The sequence below is a fragment of the Bacillus sp. PK5-006 genome, from assembly GCF_054161415.1.
Window position 1 is genome coordinate 1687472 of sequence record NZ_CP096414.1, and the last position, 17433, is coordinate 1704904.

The 17433-nt window shown below is 39.8% G+C and carries 19 protein-coding genes, 1 pseudogene and 1 riboswitch; of the genes and pseudogenes, 13 read left to right on the forward strand and 7 right to left on the reverse strand.

The features are described 5' to 3' along the window. Nucleotides 1–136 precede the first annotated feature (136 nt). Nucleotides 137–236: riboswitch (purine riboswitch) on the forward strand. Nucleotides 237–353: 117 nt separating this feature from the next. Both xpt and pbuX read left to right on the forward strand, forming a co-directional pair. Further along, nucleotides 354–938 carry a xanthine phosphoribosyltransferase gene (gene xpt, locus M1D84_RS08835; protein WP_024422759.1) on the forward strand — a complete coding sequence of 195 codons (585 nt, stop codon included), beginning with the start codon at nt 354–356 and terminating at the stop codon, nt 936–938. After that, nucleotides 935–2254: a xanthine permease PbuX gene (gene pbuX / locus M1D84_RS08840; protein ID WP_458106444.1), complete on the forward strand. Its 1320-nt coding sequence runs from the start codon at nt 935–937 to the stop codon at nt 2252–2254. Before xpt ends, pbuX begins: the two co-directional genes overlap by 4 nt. Nucleotides 2255–2443: 189 nt before the next feature. Here the strand turns inward: pbuX and M1D84_RS08845 are convergent, their stop codons facing one another. Continuing rightward, complete coding sequence (locus M1D84_RS08845; protein ID WP_332284227.1) at nt 2444–3301, reverse strand: polysaccharide deacetylase family protein; 858 nt, start codon at nt 3299–3301, stop codon at nt 2444–2446. Between the two features lie 267 nt (nt 3302–3568). Here M1D84_RS08845 and M1D84_RS08850 point away from each other — a divergent pair. The 7 genes and pseudogenes from M1D84_RS08850 to M1D84_RS08880 form a co-directional block, all read left to right on the forward strand. Then, nucleotides 3569–3822 (forward strand): annotated as a pseudogene (locus M1D84_RS08850) (IS5/IS1182 family transposase); the annotation flags it as partial. Nucleotides 3823–4058: 236 nt separating this feature from the next. Beyond that, nucleotides 4059–5159: a type III polyketide synthase gene (locus M1D84_RS08855; protein WP_458106445.1), complete on the forward strand. Its 1101-nt coding sequence runs from the start codon at nt 4059–4061 to the stop codon at nt 5157–5159. After that, nucleotides 5156–5665, forward strand: coding sequence for an isoprenylcysteine carboxyl methyltransferase family protein (locus tag M1D84_RS08860; RefSeq protein WP_404461211.1), 510 nt, complete (start codon nt 5156–5158; stop codon nt 5663–5665). The genes M1D84_RS08855 and M1D84_RS08860 overlap by 4 nt, the downstream gene beginning before the upstream one ends. A gap of 85 nt (nt 5666–5750) precedes the next feature. After that, nucleotides 5751–5837, forward strand: coding sequence for a Fur-regulated basic protein FbpC (locus M1D84_RS08865; protein ID WP_226340839.1), 87 nt, complete (start codon nt 5751–5753; stop codon nt 5835–5837). A 132-nt stretch (nt 5838–5969) separates the two neighbouring features. Next, nucleotides 5970–9566 (forward strand): dynamin family protein, encoded by a 3597-nt coding sequence (locus M1D84_RS08870; RefSeq protein WP_458106446.1) that lies wholly within the window; start codon nt 5970–5972, stop codon nt 9564–9566. 39 nt (nt 9567–9605) lie between these two features. Then, nucleotides 9606–9869, forward strand: coding sequence for a YpbS family protein (locus M1D84_RS08875; protein WP_024422753.1), 264 nt, complete (start codon nt 9606–9608; stop codon nt 9867–9869). A gap of 278 nt (nt 9870–10147) precedes the next feature. Further along, entirely contained in the window at nt 10148–11035 is an 888-nt protein-coding gene (locus M1D84_RS08880; RefSeq protein ID WP_458106447.1) for a 5'-3' exonuclease, read from the forward strand. A gap of 205 nt (nt 11036–11240) precedes the next feature. Here the strand turns inward: M1D84_RS08880 and M1D84_RS08885 are convergent, their stop codons facing one another. From M1D84_RS08885 to M1D84_RS08895, 3 genes are read right to left on the reverse strand one after another with little or no spacing between them, the layout of a single operon-like run. Further along, nucleotides 11241–11366 carry a hypothetical protein gene (locus M1D84_RS08885; RefSeq protein ID WP_003215584.1) on the reverse strand — a complete coding sequence of 42 codons (126 nt, stop codon included), beginning with the start codon at nt 11364–11366 and terminating at the stop codon, nt 11241–11243. Nucleotides 11367–11409: 43 nt separating this feature from the next. Continuing rightward, nucleotides 11410–11805, reverse strand: coding sequence for a reverse transcriptase-like protein (locus tag M1D84_RS08890; RefSeq protein WP_025093093.1), 396 nt, complete (start codon nt 11803–11805; stop codon nt 11410–11412). A gap of 1 nt (nt 11806) precedes the next feature. Further along, the gene (locus M1D84_RS08895) at nt 11807–12496 is read right to left on the reverse strand and encodes a queuosine precursor transporter (protein ID WP_025093094.1); all 690 of its coding nucleotides are present in this window, start codon (nt 12494–12496) and stop codon (nt 11807–11809) included. Nucleotides 12497–12590: 94 nt separating this feature from the next. On the opposite strand from M1D84_RS08895, the gene M1D84_RS08900 reads away from it, so the two are divergent. From M1D84_RS08900 to M1D84_RS08910, 3 genes are all read left to right on the forward strand, one after another. Further along, entirely contained in the window at nt 12591–13262 is a 672-nt protein-coding gene (locus M1D84_RS08900; protein WP_377939909.1) for a ribonuclease H family protein, read from the forward strand. Nucleotide 13263: 1 nt separating this feature from the next. Beyond that, nucleotides 13264–13446: a zinc-finger domain-containing protein gene (locus tag M1D84_RS08905; protein ID WP_024422748.1), complete on the forward strand. Its 183-nt coding sequence runs from the start codon at nt 13264–13266 to the stop codon at nt 13444–13446. A 172-nt stretch (nt 13447–13618) separates the two neighbouring features. Further along, complete coding sequence (locus M1D84_RS08910) at nt 13619–13801, forward strand: hypothetical protein (RefSeq protein WP_008346368.1); 183 nt, start codon at nt 13619–13621, stop codon at nt 13799–13801. A 51-nt stretch (nt 13802–13852) separates the two neighbouring features. Here the strand turns inward: M1D84_RS08910 and cspD are convergent, their stop codons facing one another. Further along, on the reverse strand, nt 13853–14053 hold the full coding sequence (gene cspD / locus M1D84_RS08915; RefSeq protein WP_024422747.1) for a cold-shock protein CspD: 201 nt from the start codon (nt 14051–14053) through the stop codon (nt 13853–13855). 262 nt (nt 14054–14315) lie between these two features. Between cspD and M1D84_RS08920 the strand changes: the two genes are divergently transcribed. Next, complete coding sequence (locus tag M1D84_RS08920; protein WP_024422745.1) at nt 14316–15017, forward strand: AIM24 family protein; 702 nt, start codon at nt 14316–14318, stop codon at nt 15015–15017. A gap of 32 nt (nt 15018–15049) precedes the next feature. On the opposite strand, the gene M1D84_RS08925 is transcribed toward M1D84_RS08920, so the two are convergent. Continuing rightward, nucleotides 15050–16201 (reverse strand): diglucosyl diacylglycerol synthase, encoded by a 1152-nt coding sequence (locus M1D84_RS08925; protein ID WP_024422744.1) that lies wholly within the window; start codon nt 16199–16201, stop codon nt 15050–15052. Nucleotides 16202–16429: 228 nt separating this feature from the next. After that, complete coding sequence (gene metA, locus M1D84_RS08930; protein ID WP_024428133.1) at nt 16430–17338, reverse strand: homoserine O-acetyltransferase MetA; 909 nt, start codon at nt 17336–17338, stop codon at nt 16430–16432. Between the last annotated feature and the right edge of the window lie 95 nt (nt 17339–17433).

Below are 17433 nucleotides of genomic sequence, written 5' to 3' on the forward strand. Positions count from 1 at the left end.
AAGAAGGGCACCCTTTCATGAGAGGGGTGCTTTTTTGATGCTTGAATATTCTAAAAACGAACATTTTGTTCTGATCTATTATTTAAGTTCGGTATTTTTCTAGAAAAGTGCTTTCCAAGCGTCTGAAATCTTGTTATAATTTGAACACTATAACACTCATATAATCGCGTGATGATGGCACGCAAGTTTCTACCGGACACCGATACGGTCCGACTATGAGTGAGCAAAATGAAACAGCTCTTGTTTGAGCTGAAGATCCGTTGATCGTTTTCGCATTGCTTGCTCCTCATGGACAGCAATGCTTTTTTTATGTCAAAAATTGAATGTTTGCCAATATGCTAGGGGGAAGAATGATGGAATTGTTACGTCAAAAAATTGAGAACGAAGGAATCGTTCTGTCAAATCAAGTGTTAAAGGTAGATGCTTTTTTAAATCATCAAATTGATCCTGTGTTAATGCATGAGATCGGACAAGAGTTCGCTAGATTATTTAAGCATGATGGCATTACAAAAATCATCACAATTGAATCTTCTGGCATCGCACCTGCTGTGATGGCTGGGCTTGCTCTTCAAGTACCTGTTGTGTTTGCAAGAAAACGTCAATCACTCACATTAACGGATAACCTGTTAACAGCCAGTGTGTACTCTTTTACAAAAAAAGTAGAAAGCACGATTGCTGTCTCAAATACGCATCTTAGTGAAAATGATTGTGTGTTAATCATCGATGACTTTTTAGCGAATGGTGAAGCTGCGAAAGGACTGGCTGCGATTGCAAAGCAGGCGAAGGCGAAAGTAGCCGGATTTGGCATTGTCATTGAAAAATCATTCCAGCCTGGAAGAAATGCGCTTGTGCAAATGGGCTACCGCGTTGAGTCGCTCGCACGTATTGAATCACTTGAGGAAGGGAAAGTCACGTTTGTACGGGAGGTACAATCATGAGTGCCGCTAAAAAAGTCAAAACGCTCTCACTGGGTATTCAGCATGTGCTGGCGATGTATGCCGGTGCTGTTCTTGTGCCGCTCATTGTTGGAGATGCGCTCGGGCTCACGCCTGCACAGCTGACTTACTTAATCTCGGCGGATATTTTCATGTGCGGGGCTGCCACATTGCTTCAAGTATGGAAAAACCGCTTCTTTGGGATCGGTCTGCCTGTTGTATTAGGCTGTACATTTACTGCTGTTTCGCCTATGATTGCGATTGGCTCTAAGTATGGAATTTCGTCTATCTATGGAAGTATTATCGCTTCAGGTTGTATTATCATTCTTCTTTCATTTTTCTTTGGAAAGCTTGTGAAATTTTTCCCGCCTGTTGTCACTGGTTCTGTCGTCACCATTATTGGTATCACCCTCATTCCTGTAGCAATGAACAATATGGCAGGAGGAGAAGGAAGTGCAGACTATGGTTCTTTTGAAAATCTAGGACTCGCTTTCCTTGTACTGTTTATCATTGTACTGCTCTATCGATTCACGAAAGGATTTATGAAGGCGATCGCCATTTTAATCGGTATTCTTCTTGGGACAGCTGTTGCTGCGTTTATGGGGAAAGTGGAAACAGCTGAGGTGGCAAACGCTCAGGTTTTCCGTATGATTGAGCCATTTTATTTTGGGATTCCGACCTTTGAATTTGCACCGATCATGACCATGACGTTAGTTGCGATTGTGTCATTAGTTGAATCAACAGGCGTTTATTTCGCATTAGGTGATTTAACAAACCGGTCATTAAAAGAGAAGGATTTGGCTAAAGGCTATCGGGCAGAGGGGATTGCTGTGTTATTAGGCGGAATCTTTAATGCTTTTCCGTATACAGCCTACTCGCAAAATGTTGGATTGATCCAGTTAACAGGCGTTAAGAAAAACCAAGTCATTGTCGTCACAGGAGCATTGCTCATGTTATTTGGTCTTTTTCCTAAAATCGCTGCCTTTACGACGATTATTCCAAAATCAGTTCTTGGCGGTGCAATGGTTGCCATGTTTGGCATGGTCATTGCATACGGTATTAAAATGCTCTCGCGCGTGGACTTTGCAAAGCAGGAGAACTTGCTGATCGTCGCTTGCTCCGTGGGAATCGGCTTAGGAGTTACTGTCGTACCGCAAATGTTTGAGCATCTGCCAGAATCGATTAAATTATTAACAAGTAACGGCATTGTGGCCGGAAGCTTTACCGCTATTTTGCTTCATATTATTTATCACATGATTCCTTTTAAAAAAGAAGCCGGGCATGACCTGGTAGAAGAACCTAAGCAATCTGTTATGTAAACCCCTCTCTTGGAGAGGGGTTCAGATGATGGACAAAGAGCTAAAATAACCTTTTATTTTAACTCTTTGTCTTCTTTTTAGCTTGATAAAAAACCTTTGAAGTCCTAGGATCCTAGGAAGGAGCGTGTGAGGGTTTGTCTACAAGCTGAAAGCCCGCATCTTTTGGATACGGGCTTTTTGTGATTAGCACTATTCATGTTGTACCGGCGGCATTGTTTCGTTAATGACTGCAAATGTATAGCCCCTTGCTTTTAGCTGTATAATCAGGCTATCTAAATAGTTTGTGGTAGAGGGTTGATCATGCATTAAAATAACCTTTGGTTCCCATGGTTTATTTTTCTCAAACATTTGCAATTGATTCAATACCTCTGGAACATATTGTGAGTTTTTATATCTCCAGTCAAGGCTATCAATCGTCCAGTCCCAGTAAATAAAGCCATTTTGGTTTAAACGTACTTTTTGATGATATGTTAAATTTGGAACACTGCCAAAGGGGGTTCTTACAATACGGCTGTAGACGCCAGTAACAGAGGCAAGAATACGCTGAGCTTCTCTCATTTCATTTGCGGGAGACTCGCTGTTCTGATAAAAGAGGTTTATATCATGCGTCATGCCATGAAGACCTAATTGATGTCCTTCTTGATAAAGTCTTTTCACAGCTGATTGGTGTGCTTGGATTTGCGGTCCAAGCATGAAGAACGTCGCCTTCACGTGATGTGCTTTTAATACATTTAACAGTTGATTTGATGTAGCAGAAGGACCATCATCAAATGTTAAAAAGACCGTTTTATTCGTTGCCTGTTGGTTTGAATTGGTCTTAAAATGTGTATCCAATGTTCTTGTAGACTGATCTTTTGCTTTCAGACTGATGCTTGTGTCACGGAAGTCACTGCTGGCAACATTTTTTGCTTGCCCATTTGTCGCCTGCAAATGGGGTTTAGACATATCCCAGATAAAAAAGAGAAACAGTGTAAGAAGCACTAAACCAATTACCTTTGAGAGAAGTATCGTGTTGTAGGGTTTCTTTTTTTGGGAAACCTTTTTCATTACAATCACTCCAGTCAATTAAATTTAGAGCCGAACCATGTTGTAGATCCTTTCTTTTTTCACTGTTTTTCTTGGTACTCATATTGATTAAGTATATAGTGGAAAAAATCCTTTTTATATGGTTGTTACTTTGTGTTGATCAGCAAAAAAAGGTGATCCATTCATGTTTAAATAAAATCATTCCGAATAATGATCGAAACGTTAATATTTATACGCTAAGATAGCAGCAGATTTGACCATTAATTCAAAGCGAAAGGGAGATTCCTTATGAAAGTGTTGTATAATGACGATTTCATTGAAAAAAGGGTGCTCATGTGGAAAGTGGAGACAGAGGCGATTAATCTCAAAAAACATAGAGAAAAGTTCTTACCACTACAAAATAAAGAAGAAACAAAAGAAATCAAAGTCAGTACAACTGAATTAGAGATTGGCTACTATGTAAAAGGTGAACGTGAAAAGTCATTTGCTTATTCATTTTATACGCCTGTGATTCAAAAGGATTTAGGGGGGGGTCTACGGTTTGAAAACTTCTCTTTTAGAGGTGTTTTTTGCATAAAAAAGCAGGTTCGCTTGGCTTAGAACGAACCTGTGAAGGAGGAAAACTACATCATGTTTTCACCTATATTATCCAATATTTATCAATTGTCGTCAAGACAAAAAGTTAGCCGGAGGAAAATATTTTGACTGAATTGTGACGTTTTGGCATGTATATCCTTTTTTCGATAGGGGATATTAATCGAAAAAAGAGGTGAAGCCGATGGCGTACATTCTTTCTGTTGGAACGAGTCTGCCAAAACATCATGTGGATCAGAAAAAGGCGGCAGATTTTGCTAGATCCCAATTTAAACGATCGTTTAAAGATATCGATCGGCTGCTCAGAGCTTTTCAAAACGGAGAAATCGAGAGCAGACAGTTTGTGCAGCCAATTGAATGGTATCAGACGCACCACTCTTTTGAGGAGAAAAACAATCTCTATTTGGAAAAAGCATTGGCTCATGCAAAAGAAGCGGTCATACACTGTCTCCATGAGAAGGCGTTTCTGAAAAAGCCGATTCCGTATGAAGAGATCGATGCATTGTTTTTTATTTCAAGCACCGGACTTTCGACACCAAGTCTTGATGCAAAACTGATGAATGTTCTTCCTTTTTCGCCTTATACGAAACGAGTGCCGATCTGGGGATTAGGGTGCGGAGGCGGAGCGGCAGGGTTGTCTCGGGCTTACGAATACATAAGGGCATTTCCAGAAGCAAAGGTGCTGGTTGTCGCCTGTGAACTGTGCAGTTTAACTTTCCAGCCGCAAGATCAATCAAAAAGCAATTTAATCGGGACATCTTTGTTCGGAGACGGGACAGCCGCGGTACTCTTAACTGGAGAAAAAGGTGTATCAGAATATACCCATCTCAAAACAGTCCCTAAAGTGATTGGTACACAATCCGTCACAATGAAAGAGTCTGAGGATGTGATGGGCTGGGAATTTACAAGTGACGGCTTTCGGGTTATTTTCTCCCGTGACATTCCTTCCATTATTTCCGGCTGGTTAAAAGAGCAGGTTGATCAATTTTTAGAGCAGCAAGGGTATTCGGCAGAAGATCTATCAGTTTTTCTTGCTCATCCTGGAGGAAAAAAAGTGATTGACGCCTATATTGAAAGTCTATCCTTACAAGAGGATCAACTTTTTTCATCAAAAGAAGTACTTAAACAACACGGAAATATGTCCTCTGCCACAGTTTTGTATGTGATCAAACATTATCTTGAACATCAATCTGCTGAAGCGGGAGATATGGGTCTTTGCGGAGCGCTTGGTCCGGGCTTTTCCTCAGAGCTGCTGCTCATGAAATGGGAGGAGGTCTTATCATGATCATTTGGCTCGTCATTGGTTTCTTCGTTTGTCAGCGGCTTATTGAAATGCTTGTGGCTAAAAGAAATGAAAAGAAAGTAAAAGCGATCGGTGCCATTGAATTTGGTGCAAGTCATTATCCTTATATGGTCTCTATGCATGCGGGCTTTTTTCTCTCACTTATGGTGGAGGTATGGGGGTTAAACAGGCCGCCGTCGCGCTATTTTCTTGTGCTTCTCGTTTTCCTGCTGGCCACACAGGTGATTCGATACTGGGCATTATGTTCTCTTGGGACGTATTGGAATACAAAGATTTTAGTTGTACCAAATGCGATGATGGTGAAAAAAGGACCTTATCGCTGGTTAAAGCATCCTAACTATGTAGTGGTGGCAATTGAGCTTATGCTGATCCCGCTTTTGTTTAATGCTTATTTTACCGCCATTTTGTTCACATGTTTAAATGCATGGATGATGGCTGTGAGAATTCAAACAGAAGAGCAAGCGCTCAATCAGTATTTGTTAAATTAATATTGAAAATCATTATCAATTGTGATACACTTTCATTAATGATAAGCATTCTCAATCATGAAGGATGGACGGTGATCACATGACAATGGTTTTCTTACTCGGTACGGTCTGTGTATACAGCCTATTAATTGGCTTCGTATTAAAAGGTGTTTCTAAAAAATCTGCTTCCTGATCGCAGTCAATTGCGACTGATCGGGCAGCAGATTTTTTTATTTCCTCAGATCAGAAGAAAAATCTCTTCATTTTGTGTAAAATGGTATCACATACATAACTGACTTTTCTAAAAACAAAGGGGTTTATCGTCATGGAAGACTTGTCTATTCGAGATTCGCTCGTTCAAACTACAGGTGCTTTATATCAAAGCCTTCTCAAAAGGGATGATCATGAACGCGCAGCCAAACTTGCATCAATTATCAAAAAGGAAGCAGAAGAAGAAGTGTATATCGCATTTACCGGCCACTATTCTGCTGGAAAGTCGTCACTTGTGAATCATCTGCTTCATGATCACATCCTGCCAACGAGCCCAATCCCAACAAGTGCAAACTTGGTCGTCGTGAGAAAAGGGGAGAGTGAAGTAAAGCTTCACACCTCAGATGGCCGTTTTGCAAAAATGAGCGGTTCTTATGATAAAGAAGCAGTTCAGCGTTTTTGTAAGGATGGAGAACAGATTGAAATGGTGGAAATTAGCGGGGACTATAGAGGACTGGAAGAAAAGGTGGCAGTGATTGATACACCCGGAATTGATTCAACGGATCATACTCACTTTTTATCTGCTGCGTCTATTCTTCATCAAGCAGATGCTCTTTTTTATGTCGTTCATTACAACCATGTTCATTCAGAGGAAAACATTCGTTTCATTCGCTCCATTAAAGAGAAAGTGCCAAATCTTTATTTCATCGTAAATCAAGTCGATCGACATGATGAGCATGAGACAGCGTTTGAAGACTACAAAAATCAAGTAGTTGATATGCTTCAAAAAGAAGGCATTGAAGAAGAACACCTATACTTTACATCTGTAACCGATGAGGCGCATCCAAGAAACGAAATGATTCGTTTAATCGAGAAACTGCAAGAATTACAAACATTGCCGAAAGCATCGCTTCGCGCCTATACCGAGCAGAAAATAGAGCACGTTTTAAAAGAACATATTGACTCATTAAAAGAAGAGCTGAAGGAAGAGGATCTTGATTTACAGCTTCAAGAAAAAAGAAAAGCAGTGAAGGAACTTGAAGCGAAAAGCAGCTTCATTGAAAATGGAGCAAAACAGTTAGAAGATGAAGTATCTTCTGAAGTCGAGAACATTTTAAAAAATGCAAATCTAACCCCATTTAAAATGAGGGAGCTAGCAAGTGATTATATTGAATCGAAAGCACCTGGCTTTAAGGTAGGACTGCTGTTCGCGAAAAATAAAACCGAGCAGGAAAAAGAAAAGCGGGCGAACGAGTTCTTAGCAGATGTCAAAGCAAGAATGAAAGCAGAAGTAGACTGGCATATTGCTGAACTGCTCAAAAAAGAAGTCAAGAAGCATCAGCTTGGTGAAGAATTATTAAATCAAGTGATGGCGTTTGAAACGCCTGTAGAAGAATCACTGCTTGAAAACGTGATCCATCAAGGTGCGACATTTTCAAATGAATACGTTTTGCAATATGCAAAAGATGCTGGTGAAGCACTGAAAAGACAGACGAAACAGAAAGCAATACCATTGATTGAACAAATGACCGAGATGCTGAAAACCCAGCTCCTGAATGAAAAGGGAAAGCAGCAAGATAAATGGGCCCAGGCAGCACAGGAGCTCCAAGCGCTGGAGCAATGCATGGAAAAAAATGATCAAATCAGAAAAGATATTGAGCATGTATGGGATATATGGCAAAACGGAACAAATGAGCAGATCGAAGAAGATTGGTTTTATGTGAAAAAACACCGGATGCAGCATGACGAGCTAAATCAGAATCAAGCATCAACTCATACGGAAGAAAGCGAAAAAGAAAATCAGCAGCAGATAAAGCTTGATCAAATGCGACAATCACAGCATATCCCGACAGCGCAGTCGATTGACCAGTTTGAGCAGCTTTCTCAAATTTTAATGCCATTAAACGCGCTTCAATCTCAAAGAAAGTCCTTTGAAAAACGAACAAAGCGGCTGCAAGCGAAGGAATTTACACTCGCCTTATTCGGTGCTTTTAGTTCGGGGAAATCTTCGTTTGCCAATGCCCTTGTTGGGAGAAAGGTGCTGCCATCATCTCCTACACCAACGACGGCCACGATCAATAAGCTGACCCGGCCGACAGAAGACCATCCGCATGAAAGTGTGAAAGTGGTGTTTAAAACCGAACAGGAGATATTAGAAGAGCTCGATCAAATTCTCGGTTATTCTATAACAGAAGAAAAGGGAGATACGTTTCAAGCGAAACTCGAGCGATCGCTGAAAAAAAGAGAGCTTGAACAGGATCACCGCATCATTGTTGACCATTTTTTAAACGCTCATGAAAAGTTCCGTGATTCGATTCAAAAACAAACGCCGCTCAATGTCACCCTTCAAGAATTAAAGCCATATGTGGCAGAAGAGGCTGTTTCTTGTGTGGTGAAGGAAGTGACGGTCTATTTAAGTACACCTTTAACAGATAAAGGACTGACGATTGTTGATACACCAGGCGCCAGCAGTATGAATAAACGTCACACAGAGATTGCCTTTCAATATATGAAGGATGCTGATGCCCTTCTTTATTTAACTTACTACCAGCATTCTTTCTCAAAAGCAGACCGGTCATTTTTACGTAAACTCGGGCTTGTAAAAGATTCATTTAGCATGGATAAAATGTTTTTTATTATCAATGCAGCTGACCTCGCAAAGGATCAAACAGAGCTTGAAACCGTCTTTGACTATGTGAAAAATGAGCTCACAAAAGAAGGCATCCGGCATCCAAACCTTCATCACGTATCCAGCAAGGAAGAGATCGAAGGAAAGGGACAGTCGCCTTATAACCAGTATGCACAGCTTAGAACACAGCTCGACTATTTTATTGAGGAAGAATTAACGAAAGATGCGATTGAGCTGCTGTATTTTGAAGCGAGTACATTATGTAGAACAGTCGACAAGCTGCATGAGACGCTACATCAGTCGGAAGATGAAAAGCAAGCGGAAAAGAAAAAGATAAACACATCCTATGAAGCGATCGTTGATCAAATGAGCCATATTAAACGATCTAAGCTAGTAACAGAAAGTGTGAAAAAGGACTTGCACGAACAGCTTTACCACATTGTTCAGCGCTTGTCACTTTATGCAAATGATCTGTTAAAGACAGCCTTTTATCCTGGAATATCTCAAGGGGACTTCAGACAGGAGTTGAAAAAAGCGCTGGAACAAGCGTTAAAGGATTATGAATTTGAATTTGTACAGGAGATAAAAGCGCTTGATATTCGAATGGAATCGTTTATCACTCAATATTTCAAAGAGGAGTGGGAGAAAGGGTTACAGGCCGCGTGTGCAGAAGATCCTTACTTTTCTCTCCGGCTGTCGCCGCCAGATGAGAAAAATGCCGAGCTGAAACAAATTGAAGTGGAAGTGGACCTGACGCCGTTTGAGCCGCTCTTAAAGAAGCAAAAATCAGCGAAAGCTTTCTTTGAACAGAACGGGAAGGCAGCGTTTATTGAAGCGATTCGAGATGTCCTTTTCCAATTAACGACGAAATGGGCAGATAAAGAAAAAGAAGAATTACAGAGCAGATACGATATGATGGTGAAGACCTTTACTGAAAGATATGAAACAGAAGCGCTTAAGCAGCTGAGTGAACAAAAACAAACATTTATCATGAGCTTAACGACAGATGCGAAAGAGCAGGCGATGATAGAACAAGTATACAAGCAAACAAATGAATGGAAGAACCAGTTGAAAACCATTTGATTCATGATAGACTATATAAAAAAGAAAGCAGTTGATAAAATGACGAGCGTACACGAAGAAATTTCCGCACATTCACAAAAACAGAATGCTCATATCAAATCGTTTCTTGCGCTTGAGCAGAAAAGAGAGCAGGCAATAGAGACTGCTGTTTTGAAGTGTGAGCAAAACGAACCTTTTACAACTGACGAGATCAATGAAATTACCTCGAAGATGAATGAGCTTGCACGAGGCGGAATTGTTCCGCTGCGTAAGCATGTCACGATTGATATGGTCAGGGAGTATGTCGAACGAAAACAGAAGTAAAGAGTAACTTTCTCTTTTTGGGTCATCTTAACAAGTGAACCGAGAAAGGGGAATGATGATGGAAAAAAAGCAGCATGCAAAAAAGCAGGATGAGCGTCACCCTAAACAAAAAGAGATGCCGTCCTACGCAGAAGCAGAATCGAAAAAAATGCAATACGGTCAAAAGTAATCCCCCGGGTGCCACTTCTTTTCCAAAAGAAGAAGGCGCCTTTTTTATGTCGAATTCTATGTTCTATGATAGAATAGGAGTATTGTTTTGAAAAAGGGAGTTTATAAGAATGAATAAACACGTATTGCTTGTTGATGGCATGGCGCTTCTGTTCAGATCGTTTTATGCAACAGCTGTCCATCGAAATTTTATGATAAATGATCACGGCGTCCCGACAAATGGAGTGAATGGCTATTTGAAGCATTTATTAACCGCTGTTCAGACATTTGAGCCAACTCATATTGTTTGCTGCTGGGATATGGGAAGCCAAACATACCGAAATGAATTGTTTCAAGATTATAAAGCAAATCGAGGAGAGGCACCTGTCGAGCTCATTCCACAATTCGATTTAGCAAAAGAAGCGACAGAGGAACTAGGAATTGTAAACATTGGTATAAAGGGCTTTGAGGCAGATGATTGTATCGGCACGCTGGCGGCACTCTATCAGAATGAAGCACGTGTGACTGTCCTAACTGGAGACAAAGATTTGCTTCAGATTTTGAATGAGCAAGTGACTGTTGCTCTAATGCAAAAAGGAATCGGGAACTATAAACATTATACAAAAGCCTTATTTGAAGAGGAAATGGGTATCTCTCCAAAGGCGCTGATCGATATGAAAGCACTTATGGGGGATTCAAGTGACAATTATCCAGGCGTCAAAGGAATCGGAGAAAAAACAGCATTAAAATTTATTCAAACATATCAAACCATTGACGGATTATTAGAAAATGTTCATGAACTAACGGCTGCCCAGCAAAAGAAAATGCAAGCAGGATTAGAAGATTTGAAGCTTTCTCGTCTATTGGCAGAGATCAAATGTGATGTCCCGCTGAGCTGTCCAATTGATGAGACGAAGGTGAACATCAATCAAGAACGGGCTGCTGCCATGCTGCGATACCATCAAATCAAAGGGATTGAACCGATGGTGAATCGATTAAGTAAAATAGAGATCAGCTAAGCCGATCTCTCAGCGTATAGACAAACCCTCGCATTCGCCCGCAGGTCTACGCTCCGGTGCTCACGAATATCAAATTCGCTCCGCTCCGGTACTCGCCCTTCCTAGGGCTGCAAAGGTTTTCTATCACGCTGAAAAGAAGACAAAGGGCTAAAATAAAAATCATTTTAGCCTTTTGTTAGAGATCAGCTAAGCCGATCTCTAAGGTTCATCTTTTTGTATTGCTTTTCTTCGCTCTATTTTCGAGCTGAGATAGTGGCTGCTTATCTTTTGTTTGCGCATCACCTTGAGGGGTTGTCCCATTTGTGACACGACCTTTATTTTCTTTATCCAATCAGTATCACCTCATACATTAGCATAACCGAAAAAAAAGCGATTCATCCTTTAGAAAGGTGAATCGCTTTTCTAGCGAGCTGATCAGCTACTTGATTTTCCTTGCTTGGAATCCACTTAATGAAAAATAAATCAAACTGGCTTTGAAGCTCGATCATCTCTTTTATAAAATGCTGAAAGGCTGGATTTTTAGCAAATCCTGCATTGGCCGCACGGTCAACTACCTGTGAATCTGTTCGAAACGAAACGGATCGCAGTCCTTTTTCTACGCAGATTTTCATCCCTTCAATGAGAGCGGTAAATTCTGCTTCGTGATTGCTCATTGATCCAAGAGGAATCGAGAAAGATTCTGCCTTTCCATCATATTTAATGAAAACGCCGATGCCAGAAGGACCCGGATTACCTGCGCTAGCACCATCAATGTATATTTCAGCTGGCAATTTATTTCCCCCTTTCATCAAGTGGAACCATTCTTTTCGCTGCATACGCGTATGGTGTCGCAATCGCGGCGACGATAAATTTAATCACATAAGTCGTGATGAAGATTTCGATCCATACATGAAATGGATAGGTGCCAAGAAAGGCAATGGTTGTGAAGATCAGTGTATCAAGCAGCTGGCTGATCATCGTACTTCCAGCGTTGCGCACCCAGAGCGCACCATCAGAAGGAAATATCCGGCGAATAAACGAATATACATAAACATCTAACATTTGACTGATGATATAAGCAGCAAGACTGCCAAGTGCGACCCTTGGCATAAAGCCAAATATGGTTTCCAGCGATGTTTGAGAAATGTCAGATGGAGCGGGATGGAAAAGTAAAGCCTCTTGCATGACAACGGTTAGCGTTAAAAGGGTGGCAAAGCCAATCCAGACAGCTTTTCTCGCTTCATTTTGTCCATATTTTTCATTCAATACGTCCGTTGCAAAGAATACACTGCCGTATAAAATGTTTCCAAGTGTTGCCGTTAAGCCAAACAATTCAACGGTTTTGACCACTTGTAAATTTGCAGCAACCGTCGCAAAGCCAATCCAGACGAAAAGGCCCATCTTGCCAAATCCTTTATAAAATAGAAGAACAATGATAAAATTAATGATCGCAAATAAGATCCAAATACCTTCATTAAACAAGTGACATGAACTTCCTTTCTCATTGTAAAATGTAACTTTTTGATTATAGCATAACGTATGTTTACCTTAAAAGCACGGGAAGGCGATGTGATCAATGAAATTAAGAGCACACTATACAATGAAAGTGAAATCGATTGGGTCCATTGCTTTTTTCCAAGAAGATTGGATGGAGCTAAAAGAGGCCTTGATTTTAGCCAAACATATCGATAAAAAAGAACCACAGTCCCTCCTATCATTTGAAGATGAAAAAGGGGCGATGTGGTCTATTAAAGAACTTGAAAAGCTAAATGAAGAACTAAAGCTTGAACCTGATCAGCTTCAGGTCTATTTTGATGCAAGTTTTTACAAAGAAACAGGCGACTCTGGTCTTGGGGTTGTCGTCTACTATAAGCTCGGAGAAGATGCTTATCGTTTGAGAAAAAATCAGCCCTTCAAAGGAACCACCAATAATGAAGCAGAGTATGCGGCTTTATTTGAGGCAGTCAAAGCATTAAAAGATCTTGGAGCAAGTAGAAATTCTGTCACGATTAGAGGCGATTCACTTGTTGTCATGAATCAATTAAAAGGAGAATGGCCTTGTTATGATGATGTACATAACAAATGGCTTGACCGGATTGAAGCGGCTTTAAAGGAGCTGAAGCTCACGCCAACCTATGAAGTCATCGATCGTAAACAAAATGCAGAAGCGGATCAGCTTGCAAGGCAGATGCTTGCAGACGTCCCAATCGAAAGTAAATTGAAATTAGAAGCAGACGGAGCTGAATAATGTGGATAAAAAAACAGCAGTACAAGAATTGACGGATCTCCAAGACACGTATTGTTCAGATTGTTTGATTAAGAAGCACTTCCGAAAAGAATATGGCAAAAAATACGCCCACTCCTTTTGTATTCAGCAATGCACAGTAGGAGAGAAAATAAAAGAATACGGACAGACGCTGCTTAAAAAATAAGCCGCTGCCGCCCCGGTTTTCCTTACTCAAACATCCGCTCATGAAAAAAAACGGATAGAATGTGTAAAAAAAGAACATATTCTGAAAAATGAGCCGATATAACTATAGAAAGTTTTGGTTGAGTTACTTTTTGACTAAGTGACGGATAATAGAGGAAAAGGGGAAGGCCGGCATGGATAATAAGGATTTCGAAACGGTATTACATCGAACATTTCAAGAGGTATACAGCGATCTAGAGCAGCTAGTAGATGTAGCAAAGAAGGGAAGACCTTTTCTCGAAAAAGATATTTCTGAAATTGAACAACGACTGAAGCAAAATATTTTAGCCATTGAAATTCAGCTGAAAATCAAATAAGAGAGGCATAAGCCTCTCTTTATTTTGTCGTTTCATCATTGATTTAGTTGATTAAAGTTTTGTTACGTTTGCAGCTTGAGGTCCACGATTACCTTCAACGATTTCAAAAGAAACTTCTTGTCCTTCTTCTAAAGACTTGTAGCCGTCACCTTCGATAGCTGTGAAGTGAACGAATACATCGTCTCCGCCTTCAACTTCAATGAAGCCGAAACCTTTTTCATTATTGAACCATTTTACTTTACCGTTTTGCATATTGCTTTTTCCTCCTAGTACTGTAGCACACCTTTTGGCATACTAAAAAAAATTTTCATCACCTAACGACTTTGCAGTTGTTAAATGATGGTTCCACTATACACCATCAAAAGTAAAGCGTCAAGCAGGCGAGCCAAATTTTGAGCAGAATGTTTGATTTTTTTGTTTTTTTGGTGAATAACAATGAAATATAAAACGTTCTTTTCGGAACCTCACGTGCAGTTTGTCCGTATATAAAAAAAATACAGAAAGAGGTGCAATCATGAATCGTTATACACTTGAAGAATTTGTTCAGAATACGCAGCAAGAAGATAAAGGAGAAGGTGTCTTCGAACTTGAAACATCAAGACTTTTAGAAATTAATTTGACTGACACGATTTGGGCAAAAACGGGTTCTATGGTTTCCTATCGTGGGAAAATCAAATTTGAACGTGAAGGTGTTTTTGAGCACGGCGTCTCAAAAATGTTCAAAAAAATGCTCTCAGGAGAAGGCACCTCACTAATGAAGGCGACAGGTGATGGGAAATTATATGTGGCAGATCAAGGTAAAAAAATCTCGATTCTTCGTTTGGCTCAAGGAGAATCCATTTTTGTGAATGGAAACGATCTGCTCGCGTTTGAACCATCTGTCCGCTGGGATATCAAATTGATGAAAAAAGTGTCTGGCATGCTTGCAGGTGGATTATTTAATGTCAAATTAGAAGGGCCGGGCTTAGTAGCAATCACAAGTCATTATGAGCCGCTGACACTCATTGTTCAGCCAGGTGACTCTGTTTATACAGATCCGAATGCGACTGTTGCGTGGTCAGGGGATTTAAAAACTGAATTTGTGACAGATGTTTCATTTAAAACTTTTATTGGCAGGGGAAGCGGAGAGTCCATTCAAATGAAGTTTACCGGAAGCGGCTTTGTTGTCGTTCAGCCGTTTGAAGAAGTATACACAACAAATGGAAATCAAGGATGAAGAAAAGGTGTCCGTCATTGACGGACACCTTTTTATGATAATGCGCGAGCATAAGTTTTGTTATTCATGATGAGATCTGACTGCTCGACGATATCTTCCAGAATGGTTTGAGAAGATTGTTTTAAGTGCAGTTTTTTCATGTTTTGTTTCATTGTTTCTAATTTTTCTTCATCCTGAAGCAAGTTGGTCACAGATTCTAAAATGTCTTCATGTCTGTTAATGACAATGGCAGCGCCATAATCCTCAAAGAAAAGAGCATTTTCCTTTTCTTGACCAGGGACAGGCTTGTAAAGAATGACCGGGACACCGATTGCAGTTGCTTCTGTTAAAGTAATGCCGCCTGGTTTTGTAATCATACAATCTGTTACTCTGAACAATTCATCAATTTGTTCCACATATCCAAGCGCCTTCAATTGATCTGGGTGTGCTTGTTCAAGAACGCTAAGCGATTGTTTCAGCGCGGCGTTCTTTCCGCATACAACAACAATTTGTACTTCACTGTCGAGAAGCAGCGCCTCACATAATTCCTTCACATTTTTTAGTACACCGTGAGCACCGGCCATGATGAGAAGAACTTTTTTATCTGATGATAATCCATATTTCTTATAGATCATCGATTTTGGCACGTCTGCTTCAAACTGTGGTCTAATAGGAATACCTGTCACCTTGACATCGCTTGGATGTGTGCCGATTTCCACTAATTTTTGTTTCACATAATCGGTTGCAACATAGTATCGGTCGATGTTTTCATGTACCCAAATCTTATGGAGACAAAAATCTGTCATGACATTAAAAGTCGGAATCACTTTACCTGTTTTGTTTCGGTATTCTGGTACCACAATCATTGGGAATGTAATAATGATGATGTCCGGATTGTGTAACTGAATTAATTCATCGAGACGCTTATTTCCCATTTTTAAATAAATGTTAAATTTGCGTTTATTGTAAATTTTATCTACACCGTAATAAAACAAGCGATAAAATTGTTTCCCAATGGAAAAGCTCTTCAAGTATAAATATTGAGTCACTTCTGACACAATGGGATTCGATTCTTGATACAAATTAGAAACTACAACATGTTCAAATCCTTGGGATTTGCATTCATCATACAGTGTTTTTGCTACCTGCATATGTCCATTTCCATAATTTGCGGTCAAGATTAATATTTTTTTATTGGTATTCAAGAATATTCACCTCAAATGTAATCAACAACAACAAAACTTCGTACGAAAACTATTAATCTCATAGGTCTACATATACATAAAGATAACATATAAACAGTTAGAGCATATCATTCGTTACGAAAGAATTAAACTAATTTTAAAAAACAAACAGATTCAATTGATAATGGAAGACAGAGCCATTTGTATTTTAACACATTTTGACGATTTATCATCAGACCACAGTCTATTTTATTCCCAAACATATGGTGTTTCTTGATAAACATAATAATTAAGCCAATTCATAAACAATAAGGTTGCATGGGCTTTCCAGCGATTTACTGGGATTAATGTGTCACCATCTTCTATAAAATAGTGGACAGGTTTTTGGACTGTATCATGTTTCAACAAATCTCTTTCATATTCCTGCATCAATGTATCTGTATCATATTCAGGATGTCCAGTTAAAAATACTTGTTTATCATCATCTGAAACAATTAAACAAACACCCGCTTCTTCAGACATACTCAAGACTTTCAAATTCGGCGTGTTTTTTAATTGTTCTGTATTAATATCTGTATGCCTAGAATGTGGGACATAGTATACTTCATCAAAACCTCTGACTAATCTTTCTTTTTTCTCTTTCACAATATGCTCAAATACGCCAAATTTTTTCTCAGGAAGCTTGATTTTTTCAATCCCGTAATGGTGATATAAACCTGCCTGTGCACCCCAGCAAATATGAAGGGTAGACGTCACATTGGTTTTACTCCAGTCCAAAATGTCCTGCAGCTCTTTCCAATAAGAGACTTCTTCAAAAGGTAAGTGCTCGATTGGTGCGCCAGTGATGATCATTCCATCAAATTTTTTATGGCGAATCGATTCAAAGGTCGTATAAAATTCATCTAGATGCTCTCTCGACGTATTCTTCGGTGTATGTGTACTTGGAATCAAAAACGTAAAGTACACTTGTAAAGGAGAATTTCCGAGCATTCTCAGCAGCTGCGTTTCAGTTTGTATTTTTTTTGGCATTAAATTTAAGATCACGATATTCAAAGGACGGATATCTTGCTTGAATGCCCTTGTCTCATCCATGACGAAAATATTTTCGCTCTCTAGTATTTGTTTTGCCGGCAGATGAACTGGTATGTTTATAGGCAACTCGCCACCCCCTGAACCAAAGCTAATTTCACTTCATTATAGGAACTTTCTGGCGATATTTCAATGTTTCAATTATGTTACAATGAAAAATAGAG